This is a genomic window from Ruegeria sp. CK1, assembly GCF_056536545.1.
Genome location: NZ_JBQFPX010000008.1, coordinates 70,732 through 85,155, shown reverse-complemented (window position 1 = coordinate 85,155; position 14,424 = coordinate 70,732). Strand labels below are relative to the sequence as shown.

The window sequence follows — 14,424 nt, the reverse complement described above, 5'->3', positions numbered from 1 at the left end:
TGGCAACCAAGCGCATTTGGGATGGTGGTTTATTGGTAGTTATCGTAACTAGATTCTAAAAATACCATTTTAATTCTATGGTATATGGCGGAGACGAAGGGATTCGAACCCTCGAGACGGTTTCCCGCCTACTCCCTTAGCAGGGGAGCGCCTTCGACCACTCGGCCACGTCTCCGCCGACGGGTATATCCTTGCAAGCAACGGGAATACAAGGCGAAATTTCCATTTTGTGTCTCACTCCGGCAAAATTGCTGAACCCGTTGAAATTACGGTAAAACACACCGATTTACGTGGATTATGGGCAAGATTTGGACAATTTTTTCTGAGGCATTTCCCAGCGCCGAACCATCCAGCCGTCAGGTTCGAAACACCACAACACATCGAATCCCCATTCTGCATCGCCGCGCCGATTGAGAGATCATTATCTGCCAACGAAGAATTTCTCCTGTTTCGGTTCGAACCCATCTCCTCCGGGCATCGGAGGTAGCGCATGTCAAAACAAACGGAAAAAGGTGTGAACTGTGCTGGTACACAAGCTGAATATGATGCGCACAACTTAGCTATCGCCATTAGACAGAACCCTTCGCCGCTCTTGACCGTTCGTTGCTTAGCTAAGCGCTGGCGCTGCAGCCGATCTTCAGTTGAACGATTTCGCAAGCTTCATGGCCTGACGCCTGTTTCTGTTCCTGGTGAGCACCCCTGCTTCGACCTGCTCGATGTACTGCGGCTTGAAGAGGTAGACGATCCGATCTTGTTATGGGCGTTTGGAGGCAGTGAGGGCCGCAAAGTCCTTCTTGCACCGTTGCTATCAATCGAGGACCTGCGGTTGCTCGACCGGCGGTTTGTCAAGTGCCACCCGGAGACATTTCGACGTTTGGCGCGAAATGGTCAACGCCACGGTTTTAAGCTTGGGCGGCGATGGCTTTTCCGCCCGAACATCGAAGAAATTGAGCGTTTGAATTTTCTGAACTCAGGCAAGAGGGCTGGAAAATGACAAGACCATACAGCAGTGAACACATCCTGCTTCACGGCGCGACAATGAAGAAAACACCCAAAGGGATTTCCGGACGAAACACCATTGGGTGTTTTCTTCATTCATCCGCTCCTTTGCTTCACAAGCCAATTTTTTCGTCAAAACCAACAGAAGGCAAAGACCGTCGTTCTTTCGCGCAACGACGGTCTTTCCCCCTGATTGGAGACAAACAATGACAGCGAACGAACAAACTCAGCTGACACCTCCGACGCTTCGCGACGCACTGCTGGCGGCCAATGCCGGCGTCCTTGATCTGCCTCTTTCCTGATCCAGTTCACTAAAAATGGCTCTTGAGGACGATGCCGATGCTGATTTGTCCGTGGAACCGAGAACGGCATTGTCCGCAGCACCTTCGACCGCGGCACGGAACCGATCAACGGCAACTTCCAAGTCGCTCACAATTTTCAAAGCCGCGGTCCGGACATCGCTGTCTGCGGGCGAAATAGCCTTATTCAAGGCGGGTCTCAGCGTATTGGGCTCCAGAAATGATGGTGCTAAATCAGACGATCCGTCCAACAAGAAAGTGACCGCCGTTATCGTCGCAATTACTGGCATATCATAACTCCAAGCTGGTTCCCGAGGCGACTATGTCTGCCTTTTCGTACAGAATTTTAGCAACTTCCGGCCAGTACTCTTCCGGGATTGCCGCCTGCAATTGCCCCTGCAATACCAGCAGGTTATCGCGTTGCGAACGGCGTTCGGCGTCATATCTGTCTGAAACAGCTATCAACTCGGCACGTGATACCGAACGGTTGGCAGACAACTGATTAAATTCTTCAATAAAGGCCGCGTGCGCCCGGATCATTTGTGTTGAATTCGCCTCAATCTCCCGGGCAATCTGAACCAGATCTGAGCCATCATCAGAAGGTATCCGTTCCAACGCGGCTGCGAGCTCAGAATTTATGTCGCCGATCGAACTACTGCGGTCGAATGGGGCGCAACTTGAGTTGCAACAAAGAGAAGCAGCAGCGGCCAGATTTATAAAATCTCGCCTCGACAGAGAGGCATTGCAGGTAGCTGCCATCGTGTTTCCCCCTGATCTGTGATCCACCTATTTTTAGATCGCGTCCTTTGTTGTTGGGCTCACTGAAGACGGCCCAATCGTCAGAAAATACTCAGGTATTCAATACATCCGCGAGCCGTGCTGGATGTTGAGCCATGCAAGACTGCCTAAATCTTAATCGTAGCACAATGACATTTAAATGTTAGGATGTGAGGCAGTGCTTTTCAGACAGCTTGATCAAAAGGGGAAAAATTTGATGGCACCTAATCGACGCGACTTCATGAAAACTGTTCCTGCAATTGGGGCTGCCTTTGCGGTAAGTCCTACTTTTTTGTCGGAAGAAGCAGCAGCACAAACCACATCGACAGCCGCGCCATTAGAAGGCCACTTTCACCCTAAAGGAAAAGCACCGTCCGAGCACACGCTCAAAATCCTGGCCGAAGCGAAAGAAACACTGCCTTTCTCAGACACTCAGGACTTTGACGAAGTTGCCAAGGGTTTCATTGCCCAGATGCCGGAACCTCAAATAATGGCAGACGCGGGCAATGTCGCCTGGGACCGGGGCGCATTTGATTTCATCGACGAGCAAGACGAGTACGACAGTATCCACCCGTCATTGATGCGTATCAGCAAGCTGAATCAGAACTATGGTCTGTACGAGGTAATACCCGGCATCTATCAGGTGCGCGGGTTTGATTTGTCCGACATCTCATTCGTGCGCGGTAAAACGGGTTGGATCGCCATTGACCCGCTGGTTTCGGCCGAAACGGCGCGAGCCGCATGGGAATTGTTCTCGGAACACAAAGGCGAAGGGTTGCCGATTACGGCCGTGATCTATTCTCATTCCCACGGCGATCATTGGGCAGGCGTTCGTGGCATCGTTTCGCAGGAGGACGTCGATTCCGGGAATGTCGAAATCATTGCTCCGCGCGATTTCATGGAACACACAATTTCCGAGAACGTGTTCGCGGGCAACGCAATGAACCGCCGGCTATTTTACCAATATGGTCTGTTGTTGCCTGTGGCCCCGCATGGGTTCGTCAATCAGGGTCTCGGCAAGCGCGTTTCAGCAGGTGCCACTGGCCTGATCGCGCCAACCCGGATTGTCGAGGATGACATCGAAGAATTCGAGGTCGATGGTGTGCGGATGATCTTCCAGAACACACCCAACACAGAAGCGCCGTCTGAGATGAATACTTACATCCCAGACATGAAGGCCCTGTGGATGGCGGAAAACGTCACGGCCACGTTGCACAACATCTATACATTGCGTGGCGCGCCTGTGCGCGATGCACTTCGATGGTCAAAATACATCTCTCGTGCCCTGTTCCTGTTTGGGCAAGAGGCAGACGTCATGTTCGCTTCGCACCATTGGCCGCGCTGGGGCAATGACCGCGTGCAGCAGGTTCTGAGAGATCAGCGCGACCTTTATGCCCATATGAATAACCAGACCCTGCATCTGGCCAATCAGGGCGTGACGATTAACCAGATACATCACCACTATGAGCCGTCACAGGGTTTGCAGCAGACATGGCATACACGTGGCTATCACGGCTCACCTCAGCACAATTCGCGCGGCGTTGTTCAGCGGTTCCTTGGATTCTGGGATTGCAATCCCGCGACCCTGATACCGTTAGAACCAGAAGCTTCAGCTCCGCTCTACGTCGAGATGATGGGCGGCAAAGATCCAATTATGGCCAAGGGTTTGGAACTACACAATGCAGGGCAATATTTCGAAGCGTCCGAGATTCTGAACAAACTGTTCCTGTCGGATCCATCAGATCAGGAAGTAAAAGATTTGTTAGCAGACGTTTACGAACAGCTTGGCTACCAGCAAGAGAACCCGGGCCTGCGGAACAGCTTCCTGTCCGGTGCCTATGAACTTCGTTCTGGCATCCCCACCGGTGAAACGGCCGACACGTCCAGCCCAGAGGTGATACGCGCGATGTCGACTGAGCTGTTCCTTGATTTCCTTGCGATCAAGATGGACAGCCGCAAGGCCGAAGGCATCGAGTTTACGATGAACCTAAGCACACCCGACAATGGTGAGATGTTTGCGATCGAGCTGGCCAAGGCAACACTCACAAATGTCGAAGGTTTCGCCTTCGATGAGCCAGATCTGACTCTAACCTTGAACCGATCCGATTTGGAACTTGTGATGACCGGAGAGGCTGATTTCGAGGACTTGCTGGCCGACGGTCGCGCAACGGCTGATGGTGACGTCAGCGTTCTGATCAAACTCGCTGGAGCCATGGTTGAGTTCGATCCTCTGTTCGAAGTTTTGCCTGGGACAAGTACCGGTCCAACCGAGGTAGCAGAGGCCGAGCCGTTGCAGGCGGTGACTGGTCAGGTCGTTATCGAATGATGTTTTGCGCGGGTCCCTTCGGACCCGCGTTACCCACTTTTACACTCCAATACGATTTTAACGATGTAATCCAAATCACCCGAGGAGACTCCAATGGCTGATCTTGTTGTTCTTTCATTTGATGGTGTCGACAGTGCAGATGCTGTTTTGACAAAACTACGACAGCTCAAAAAACAGGAATTGATCGACCTGCTGGACGCCTGCGTCGTTGTGCGACCCGAAGAGGGAGACATACACATTAAGCAGTCAGTGAACATGACCCGAATTGGCGCCAGTACGGGCCTGAGCACCGGTGCAATAGTTGGTATGTTGGCCGGTATTCTTGTTCTCAACCCACTCGCCGGCATGGCAGTGGGAGGTTTGGCCGGGGCGGCAATGGGAGCGCTTGGAGGGTCCCTTTCCGATTACGGCATCAATGATGATTTCATCAAAGAACTGGGCGAGACCATCCAACCAAATTCATCGGCTCTGTTTCTGCTTGTCGCCAAGGCCACACCGGACAAAGTGATCGCCGAGATCGAACAATACGACCCGAAGATACTTCAGACGTCCCTATCGCAGGAACAAGAAGACAAACTCCGCGAAGCGCTCGCCGCTGCGCATAGCCAGTGATTTTTGATAGAGATCGGTCGCCAAGCCAAAGTGCGGACGACCTTCTTCAAATCATAGGGTTTAGGTTGGGAGCACTGCAATATGGTAGGCGAATCCGCTAATTGGCATGGGGAAAACACCGGGCGCGTCGCAGATGCGCTCGTCAAGCTTGGCCAGATCGGTTTCTGGGTTCAGCTGGTTTTTTTGATCATTGTCGTTGTACTGGGCGGCGTTGTCCTTGGCGTTGTCGGAGGTGGCGCAGGCGTGGGCAACGTGTTGTCCTTCTTGGGTTTGATCCTGCCCGCTTTCACCACATTTTGGTGTTGGCATTATTTGTCTTTGGGACGAAAGCTGAAAGAGACTGGAGATGACCCCTCAGCCGCCCGGCTTCAAAGTCGCGTGTGGATCGGCGTTTGGGTCGGAACGATCGGCGCTGTTCTGACAATTGTTTCATTGTTTGGAGCAGCTTTTGCGCTTCTGGTCACAATGCTGGCCAACCCTCAAGTTGGCTTGCAGATATCCGCAGCTGAAACCGGTGCCAGCCCCTACACGATTTCGGCGGTTGATGCAGTAAGCATCATGACCCTACTCTTAACGCTGACCGCTGAGTTGCTTGTTGTGGCGATTTCTTTGCGTATCGTTTTCCTGATCTCTCGTTCTCTGGGCGGAAAAGACGCCTGAATAGGCAATGCACTTGCTTTCGCGAAACCTTACCGAATTCCAGAGTAGGGCAGATAGTCGTGCTATGAGCCACCCAAAAACCGCTTGAACACGACCGAGGCCGGTAAAGCCATACAAACCCCGATCAGCGCAAAAAGCAGGATTGTTGGAATTGCCGGGTAAGATATTTCGGACTGTTCAGCAATATAGAGAGACAATCCTATGTTCCTCGCAATTGTTGCGATGGCAAGGCCCGCTCTTTTCGATCTGACCGGCCCCCCAAGCGTGTAGCCACTCGCTAACGCGACGGCACAAAGTATGACGACCGAAAACGCGGTGGCCCACCCAATTGCAAGTGATTGCCGTAGGTCCGTCAAAAGCGCCAGCGCGGTCAAAAGAGCGGCAAGGAACAAGAGATAAAGTCCCTTGGACACAATCGCCACCACCTTGTTGTGGCGATTTCGCAATCGCGGTACCGCGCGCGCCGATGCCCATCCAAGCACTGCCGGTAGAAAAGTCACCAGCCCGACCTGAGCGGCCACAGTACCCAACGAAACAGGAGTAGCCGCGACCTGGGGCAGATGACTAAATAAGAACAGCGCAAACGGCGTAAAAACCACTGCCAACAGAGCAAGAAGCAACTGCAATGACCCAACATAGTTGAAATCGGCGGCTGCGGCTTCGGACCGGCGCGTTGTGAGAGGCGCACCGGGTGCAGCGGCCAAGATGGCCAAACCCAGAGCAACCTCAGGACGCACGGGAAGCAAAATAATTAGAACGAGTGTTGCCAAAGGCATCACGACGAGAACTGAAATCAGGGAACGAAACAAAAGCGAAGTATCGGACAACAGCGCACGAATGCTTCCAACCTCTTGCCGGGTTCCCAGCCCATACATCTGAGCAAAAACGACAACACCTGTAAAAATCAACACGACTTCGGGCATCTATTTACGTCCTTCTGATCCCGAAATGCTGGATGACTGACTGCGTTTCGCATCGATCCAAATACGGGACTGTTCCATGGCATCATTCAGCGCCGCCCCGATTTCAGGTTGCTCCTCAAAGATGCTCTCTTGCGATAATCGCTTCAGCAGTCCGGTTCGTTTCAATTGCCCTTGCAACTTGTTGTTCACACCGGTCAAAACCAGCTTGCTGTCGTGATGTTCAAGCTCTTTAGAGTATCGGCTTAGCAATCGAATGATCGTGCTTCCCAAGTCGTCAACGTCACGAAGCACCAATAATACCACTGAATGGCGTCCCGTATCTGCTTCGGGCAACTGAGCTTCAAGAGCCTGCGCCGACGCAAAGAACAGTTCTCCGCGAATGCGAAGAACCGTAATTTCGCCTTCCTCAAGAGCGGTCGCACCAGGCCGCTCTATTGGGAAGCCCCCTTCGACCAAGGAGATCTGCCGAACTTCGATCTGGTTAGCGGAGCGCAGAATTTGAAGAACGAAAGAGATTGCGATGCCCAACAGGATTGCAAACTGCAGCGGCAATAACAGCGTTGCCACCAGCGTCGCAGTAAAACCAGCACGGGCCATCGTTCCGGTCCGCCAAATGACGGCAATAGACTTGGGTTGGACATTCTGCACGCCCACTACGAACAAAAGCCCACCCAGACCGGCCATGGGAACAAGCTTGACCATGTCCACGAACAAAAAGACGATCAATACCACTGTTACGCCTGCAAAGATGTTTGACCAGCGCGAACACGCTCCGGCCTGAACACTGACAGCCGTTCCCGACATTGACCCACCTGAAGGGATCGAACCAAACACGCTTGCTGTGAGATTGGCCGCGCCTTGGCCGACGAAATCACGCGAAGTATCTGGAAACCGCCCATCGGGGTTCGGATAGCTTTGACCAACACCGGCGCCCTGTACCAACCCGATCACTGCGATGGCAATGGCGGGCAGGATCAGTTCTGGAAAGTAGCTTAAGTCCGGCAGCATTGGCGTGGGCAAGCTTCGGGGAATGATCGCGACATCTTTCACCAGCACGATCGAGCCGCCTTGAAATAGCGTGGCCAACCCGGTTGTCGCACCCAGAGCAAGGATCAGCGAGAACTTACTTAATCGCGTTTGCTGGATCAGAAAAATAAGGACAATTGTGGCCACGCCGATAGTAACCGAAGCGGTATCGAAACTACGCCAGTTCAAAGCGGTATCGGAAAGGCGCAACAAATGATTTGGCTGTGCGCTCTCGAACCGAGTGATATCAGGAATAGAGCCAAGAATGATCAGAGCTGCAATACCGGTAATGAATCCTGTCATCACCGAGTTGGATACATATCGGACCAGCCGCCCCATACGCAGCAGTCCAAAAATCAACTGCACCATCCCAATCATCATAACCAGGCCAATCAATGCGCCGATCTTTCTATCGTCCTCAACCCCATACAATGCCTCACCGACGGCAACCGATAGTGCGCCAGTCGTTGATACATTCATAAAAACGGAACTGGTGAAGATTGCGCCGACGGGCATGGCGACCATTAGCGCGTAAAGACCAGCGACAGGGTTGACGGTCGCAAGAACAGCATTGGCCATTCCTTGCGGAACGTTGACGATTGCGAACGTGGCACCTGCGACAAGATCCGAAACCACGTTCCTGCGATCAATCTTCAACCCGTCAAGCATGCAGCCGCGATCCAGTATATTTTGGGTATTCGGCGCGGGAGCACCACATCACTCAGGCACCACGCCCTTCAGTTCTTCCGCGTCATAGGGGTCGTGTTCAATGGCTTGTTCATCACTGGCGCGTGTGCCCGGAAAGACTTCGTATTTTGGGTCGAAATCCACCAGCAGACTGGCCAGTGTTTTCAGAATGGAGGGGTCACCCGTGATCTGCGCGGATCCTTCGGCAATGTGTTGCTCAAAACTCTTCTCTCCGGCCAGAGTTTCTTCCAGCTTTGCGCGGTCAATCGCCAGCGTCAGGTCAGCAGTTTCAGCCTGATACCCCTTTGTGTTCGTTAACGTCGCGTTTTCCAGTTCGACAATAAATTCCTCTCCATTATCCGGAGTTCTCAGATTGATCGTAAACCTCAGCCCCTTAGCTTTTTCGCTATCGAGCCGGATTCCGAGGAAGTTCAGGAACAGCTCAGTCGACATGGCGCGCATAACGTCAGGATTGGTTGTTTTGACGGCCTGCCCGGAAGGGATACCGGATCGCAATTCAAAAGCCCCCGCCAAGAATGAGTTGCGAAGCCCAGGGTTTTCCTGCTGATAACCGATTTGCTCGAAGGCATCCGCGAGAAGATCACGAGCGACTTCGTTTTCGGGTTCGGCAAGCGCAACCTTGTTCAGAATTTCAGCAACCATCAAATAGTCACCAGCGTCGTACATTTCACGGCAATTGGCGACAATTGCCTCGGCCCCGCCCATCAGTCGGACGTAAACCGGCGCTGAGTTTTCCGGTGAAGGCGGAATCAGTGTTGCAGGATTACAGTCCCAAAATCCGAGGTATCGCTGGATTACACCACGGCTGTTATGCTCAGGTGAGCCATGGTAACCGCGAGCGTGCCAGTGTTTCTGAAGACCCTCGGGGACTTTGTAGACGTTATGGATTTGGTTGATTGTGACGCCGTTGTTTGCGTGATGAAGAACCTGATTGTTCATATTCGCGTAGATATCGCGCTGCGCCCGCAGCACCTCTTGAATCCTCGCATTTCCCCATCGCGGCCAGTGGTGCGCGGCGAACATAACTTCGGCCTCTTGACCAAATCGGTACAAGGCCTGCGCTATGTACTTTGACCAAACCAACGCATCGCGTACCGGAGCGCCGCGAAGGGTATAGATATTGTGCAAGCAGTGGGTGACATTTTCGGCCATCCACAAAGCCTTCATGCCGGGAATGTAGGTGTTCATTTCCGACGGCGCCTCAGTATCCGGCGTGTTTTGGAAAACCATCGGAATGCCATCCACCTCGAATTCCTCATAGTCTTTTGAGACGATCCGCGTAGGGGCAATCAGAGTCACAGCGCCACGTGATGCAGCCTGCCCCAGACCCTGTGTGACATAGCCATGTGGATCAACGGGTAGTAGAATACCGTACTGGTAATAAGCCCTGCGATTCATAGCGTTACCAGCATAAACGTTTTCGGACACCGTATTGTCCATGAAGCCAACGGGAGCGATGATTTCTACTTTGCCGGCCGCCACATCTTCTTCCGATATGATACCCTTTATCCCGCCCCAATGATCCACATGATTGTGCGAGTAGATCACAGCGGTAATGGGAAGCTCTCCGCCAATATGTGATCGAAACAGTTCCAACCCGGCGCGTGCGGTTTCCGCTGACACCATCACGTCGAAAACGATCCAACCAGTTTTCCCGCGAACAAAAGACATCTGGGACAGGTCGAAACCGCGGATTTGATAAATACCCTCGACGACCTCATATAGTCCGTAATCCTGGTTCAGCTTTGCCTGACGAAACAGCGAAGGGTGAATGCTTTCGTAGCTATCCGCCTCGTCAATAAAATCGAACTGCCCCATGTCCCACGCAACATTGCCTGCATCCGCCATGATTTTAGGATGCTCCATTTTTGCGATCAGACCGCGTTCGCATTCGTCGAAGTCGCGGGTATCTTCGAAAGGCAAGGCATCGTGTGCGGCCTCCAGAACGGATTTGGTGTGCTGTGACGGAGGATTGCCTTTGGCATGAAAATGTGGCCGTTCGCTGGGCATGATCAAATTGCTCCTGATTGTAATGAGAGATTCCTGAACAGAACCGATCCGTGAAGGTTGGATAGTTTATTCGCTTTGGGTTGCATCACCGCCGACGGGAGCGATCCGGGTCGCGCCCTCTGAACGAGTGAATAGATAGACCATGAACAGGACAAAAAGGACTGCGACAAAGCCTACGACGCCGGCCATACCAAAAAGCGGTGCCCGATGCCGTTCATTCTTGTCGTTTGGATCGGTGTTGTTTGACGACATGTTGATCTTCCCCCCGAATGATCATTGTTTCCAAATCCCCGATTGCACCACGTGATAGGTCGCACGGACACAACACGTGCCAATGCAAAGACTGGCATTCGGCAACAAAAGATAATGTATTCTATATGTAAGAATATCATTATGCTTAGGTTTTGTCGTGAATTTTGTGACGGGTCAGTTAGTCAACAACGTTCCTGGCTCGCGCCGCAAACTTCGCGAATTTCGTAGCTGAAGCAGGGCGGACCCAAGCCGTACGATAGGAAGGATGAGGGAAATGGTTCGGTTGCGCGCTTTTATTGCTGGATTGTCCATTCCTTGTTTTCTGCTTGGTCTGATTTTGTTTGCGGCGTCACTGACACCGTCCATGATCCCCCGAGGGCCGATGGCGCAAGGCGTTCTTGGTGGCCTGGTCATGTCGCTTGGATACTTGATAGGGAAAGTGATTGGCTTGATCTGGCTTGCAGCCGACCTGCCTGTAATTCCACGTAAGCTGGCTGTTCTGCGTGATGTGTTGCTTACGGGTACAGTACTGACACTCGCGGTCTGGTCGATCACCCTTAACCTTGAGTGGCAGAACGATTTGCGTAGCAAGATGGGGCTTGCAGCGGCCGAAACCCAATACCTGATGACAATGCTACCCATCGCTTTGCTCACATTTTCCGCCGCCTATCTGATCGGCAAATTGATTGAAGGCATGTTTCGATGGACGCGCGCTAAGTTCTATCGGTTCATGCCGCCAAGGCGGGCCAATATCCTCGGCGCTTTAACAGTGTTCACAGTACTGTTTATCTTAACTCGAGATGGCGTTTTCGATCGGGTAGTCGCTACGCTCGACGAAAGTTATGAGGCGGCTCAGGAACTTTTTGACACCGCGCCACCAAAGCCTGCCAATCCAAACAAAACCGGGTCGTCTGCCTCGCTCATCGATTGGGCGGCTATGGGCAAGCCGGGCCGCGACTTTGTCGAGACCGGGCCGGATGCGGAAGTTATTTCAAAATTTTCTGGCAGACCCGCTTTGGACCCAATAAGGGTTTATGTGGGTCGGGCAAATGCCGACACACCAATGGAGCGGGCGGAATTGGCCTTGGCGGAGCTGAAACGCCTTGGTGCATTTGAACGAAAGATCCTGATTGTTACAAGCCCCACCGGAACCGGTTGGATGGATCCGGGATCGCATGATCCCGTCGAATACATGCACAACGGTGATATAGCGACCGTAAGCGTCCAGTATTCCTATATGCAATCACCACTTGCTTTGGTTCTTGAAACCCGCACTGGCCTGGATCAGGCGACCGCTCTTATGGAAGTTGTGCATGACTATTGGCGAACCCTCCCGAAAGAAGACCGCCCCAGGTTATATGCGCACGGACTAAGTCTCGGGGCCTGGTCGTCGATGTATGCAACCAACCTGTTTCGTCTGGTTGGTGATCCTATCGACGGAGCGTTCTGGGCGGGGCCGCCATTTCCTTCAGACTTTTGGCAGCGTGTGCAGAATTCCCGACAACCGGGCAGCCCTTGGGTTTTGCCTACAATTGGTGATGGTTCGATTGTTCGCCACGCTTCCCACTTTGCGGATGCGTCTGAGGCTGCGGCTGATTGGGGCCAGATGCGAATTGTCTTCTTGCAGTATTCAAGTGATCCAATTGTCTTTTACGATCCGTTTTCCTTCTGGCGCGCTCCTCCATGGATGAAAGAACCGCCCGCGGAAGATGTTTCAGAACACCTTACATTTATACCGGTTGTGACCAAGTTTCAGTTGGCGCTCGATATGGCATTATCTTTCGGGACACCACCTGGACATGGGCATGCCTACTTTGCCGAGGATTACATAGGTCCGTGGGTACAGGTTACTGCACCCGAGAACTGGACTGAAAAAGACACAGAACGCCTCGTTGCTCACTGCGATGTTGGATTCCAGTATGGGTGTGTAAACAATTGACTTCACTTTTCCCCCGAAGTGTCAACTAAAACAACGACATAAATTAGGGAGTAAACCGTTAATAAGGGAACAGCATTGGAGCGATGACCACCGCGACAGTGCCGGTCAAAATTGTGAGTGGCACACCGAGTTTGAGGAAGTCAGCAAAACTATACCCCCCAGGTGCAACGACCAATGTGACCACAGGTGTTGAGATCGGAGTCGAAAATGACGCGGATGCAGCGATCAGAACACACAGCGCAACTGGGTATGGTGAAATCCCAAGTGCTTCGGCGGCTGAAATAGCAATCGGCGCAACAAGTACCGCAGAGGCAGTATTGGATAGGACTAAGCCCAATAGGGCCGTTAAAACAAAGATCGCCGCCATGACTGCGCGCGGACTGGCTTCTCCGACAAGGTAAAGCAGTTGGTCGACGATTATGTCCGATCCGCCCGTAGCTTGCAGCGCGTCGGCAAGTGGCAACATCCCGGCGATCAGAACGAGGCTTGGAAGCTTTACGGCTCGATACGCGTCTTCGGCGGAAAGAGTGCGTAGCAAGACTGCCGCTACCGCGGCCATCAGTACTGCAGTAGTTATTGAGACGAGTTCTGAGACCGTCAGGGCAACCATCGTGGCCATGATGGCAATCGCAGCCCAAAAGCCCTTAGCTGCCGGTGGGACGGATGTCCGCTCATTTGGGAAGGACAGAAGCACCAACATATCATGCCTTTCAACCGCACGATCCAAGTCTTCCCACGATCCGGCAAGCATAAGGCGATCGCCTGATTGCAAAACTGTAGTGTTGGGGTGTTCGACGGGCTCGCTGTTTCTCACCAGGCCAACAATCTCAATCCCTTTGGATTCGAACCCGGGTGCATCATGCATTTGTCGACCAATCACATTAGCCTCGGGGTGGATCAATACATCCGCAAGCCCCAACTGATCGATCCAAACAGCGCTTGATTTCTGAAAACCCAAAGTTTTGGCAAACAACGCATTGGTTGATAACTCCGCCAGTGCGTCTTGGGCTCCTCGAATGAAAACAATGTCACCCGGTAGCAGTTCCATACCTTCGCGAAACATGGCTGCAAGGTACTTTCCTTTGGCGCCAGGTCTCAGTCGAACGAGTATTGCCGTGCCACTTCCCGTCAGCTTTTCAACGTCCTCTGAGAGTATTTTGCCAGTGACCCTGAAAGTCGCGGAATGTACATCCAATCCAAACGTTTCCCACATACCTGCAAGCGTCGTTCCGGAAATTGCGAACTCTTGCTCACCAGGGGTCGACTTGGTTTTCAACCGATAGCGGCCCCAAAACAAGACAAACAGGACGGCAACAACCAGAACCGACGCGCCGATCAGAAAGAAGGAAAACAAACCGAAAGGTTGGTATCCCTGCGCGACCAACTCATCACTCACAACAAGGTTCGGAGGCGTGGCGATCAGGGTCAACATGCCACTTATCAAGGCGGCATAGGACATCGGCATCAAAAAACGAGCCTTGTCGTTTGCCGTTTCTTGAGCAATTCGCAGAATGACCGGTATGAAAATTGCGACGACGGCTGTTGAGCTCATAACGCTCCCCAGAAGTGCCGTGCTGATCATGATGAGCACCAGCAATCCAGTTTCACCACGACCACCGTGCCGCATGATGGCGTCCCCTACTGCGCGAGCAACGCCGGTTCTATCCAACATTTCGCCCAGCACAAGAAGGCAGGCGACAAGGATTACAACGCTGTTCCCAAAGCCCGATAGGCTCTCCCCAATTGTCAGCGTGCCGCTGAGGGCAAGCGCAAGAACAACTATCAAAGCAACGAAGTCATAGCGAACACGGTTGCTTGCCATCAGCACACCCGCGACGGCAATCAGAGCGAACACAAATCCGGCTTCATTCGTCATTATATTACCCCCTTCAA

The 14,424-nt window shown here is 52.6% G+C and carries 11 protein-coding genes and 1 tRNA gene; 5 read left to right on the top strand and 7 right to left on the bottom strand.

Annotated features, from left to right (window positions below):
- Positions 1-85: 85 nt before the first annotated feature.
- Positions 86-175, bottom strand: a tRNA-Ser gene (locus tag ACR0L3_RS16930).
- Between the two features lie 315 nt (positions 176-490).
- Between ACR0L3_RS16930 and ACR0L3_RS16925 the strand changes: the two genes are divergently transcribed.
- Complete coding sequence (locus tag ACR0L3_RS16925) at positions 491-994, top strand: hypothetical protein (RefSeq protein ID WP_480682936.1); 504 nt, start codon at positions 491-493, stop codon at positions 992-994.
- Positions 995-1,589: 595 nt separating this feature from the next.
- Here the strand turns inward: ACR0L3_RS16925 and ACR0L3_RS16920 are convergent.
- Positions 1,590-2,057, bottom strand: coding sequence for a hypothetical protein (locus tag ACR0L3_RS16920; protein WP_480746930.1), 468 nt, complete (start codon positions 2,055-2,057; stop codon positions 1,590-1,592).
- A gap of 235 nt (positions 2,058-2,292) precedes the next feature.
- On the opposite strand from ACR0L3_RS16920, the gene ACR0L3_RS16915 reads away from it, so the two are divergent.
- From ACR0L3_RS16915 to ACR0L3_RS16905, 3 genes are all read left to right on the top strand, one after another.
- The gene (locus tag ACR0L3_RS16915) at positions 2,293-4,401 is read left to right on the top strand and encodes an alkyl/aryl-sulfatase (protein WP_170676892.1); all 2,109 of its coding nucleotides are present in this window, start codon (positions 2,293-2,295) and stop codon (positions 4,399-4,401) included.
- A 93-nt stretch (positions 4,402-4,494) separates the two neighbouring features.
- Positions 4,495-5,013 (top strand): DUF1269 domain-containing protein, encoded by a 519-nt coding sequence (locus ACR0L3_RS16910; protein WP_058284048.1) that lies wholly within the window; start codon positions 4,495-4,497, stop codon positions 5,011-5,013.
- Between the two features lie 81 nt (positions 5,014-5,094).
- Complete coding sequence (locus tag ACR0L3_RS16905) at positions 5,095-5,673, top strand: DUF3611 family protein (protein WP_170621342.1); 579 nt, start codon at positions 5,095-5,097, stop codon at positions 5,671-5,673.
- Between the two features lie 62 nt (positions 5,674-5,735).
- On the opposite strand, the gene ACR0L3_RS16900 is transcribed toward ACR0L3_RS16905, so the two are convergent.
- The 4 genes from ACR0L3_RS16900 to ACR0L3_RS16885 all read right to left on the bottom strand — a co-directional run bounded on the left by ACR0L3_RS16900 (position 5,736) and on the right by ACR0L3_RS16885 (position 10,592).
- On the bottom strand, positions 5,736-6,596 hold the full coding sequence (locus ACR0L3_RS16900) for a hypothetical protein (protein ID WP_480683468.1): 861 nt from the start codon (positions 6,594-6,596) through the stop codon (positions 5,736-5,738).
- On the bottom strand, positions 6,597-8,291 hold the full coding sequence (locus ACR0L3_RS16895) for a SulP family inorganic anion transporter (RefSeq protein WP_480683467.1): 1,695 nt from the start codon (positions 8,289-8,291) through the stop codon (positions 6,597-6,599).
- Between the two features lie 48 nt (positions 8,292-8,339).
- Positions 8,340-10,340 carry an alkyl/aryl-sulfatase gene (locus ACR0L3_RS16890; RefSeq protein WP_217354426.1) on the bottom strand — a complete coding sequence of 667 codons (2,001 nt, stop codon included), beginning with the start codon at positions 10,338-10,340 and terminating at the stop codon, positions 8,340-8,342.
- A 66-nt stretch (positions 10,341-10,406) separates the two neighbouring features.
- The gene (locus tag ACR0L3_RS16885) at positions 10,407-10,592 is read right to left on the bottom strand and encodes a hypothetical protein (protein ID WP_171122835.1); all 186 of its coding nucleotides are present in this window, start codon (positions 10,590-10,592) and stop codon (positions 10,407-10,409) included.
- A gap of 274 nt (positions 10,593-10,866) precedes the next feature.
- Between ACR0L3_RS16885 and ACR0L3_RS16880 the strand changes: the two genes are divergently transcribed.
- On the top strand, positions 10,867-12,531 hold the full coding sequence (locus tag ACR0L3_RS16880; protein ID WP_480746929.1) for an alpha/beta hydrolase: 1,665 nt from the start codon (positions 10,867-10,869) through the stop codon (positions 12,529-12,531).
- Between the two features lie 58 nt (positions 12,532-12,589).
- On the opposite strand, the gene ACR0L3_RS16875 is transcribed toward ACR0L3_RS16880, so the two are convergent.
- On the bottom strand, positions 12,590-14,407 hold the full coding sequence (locus ACR0L3_RS16875) for an SLC13 family permease (protein WP_480746928.1): 1,818 nt from the start codon (positions 14,405-14,407) through the stop codon (positions 12,590-12,592).
- Positions 14,408-14,424: the final 17 nt, after the last annotated feature.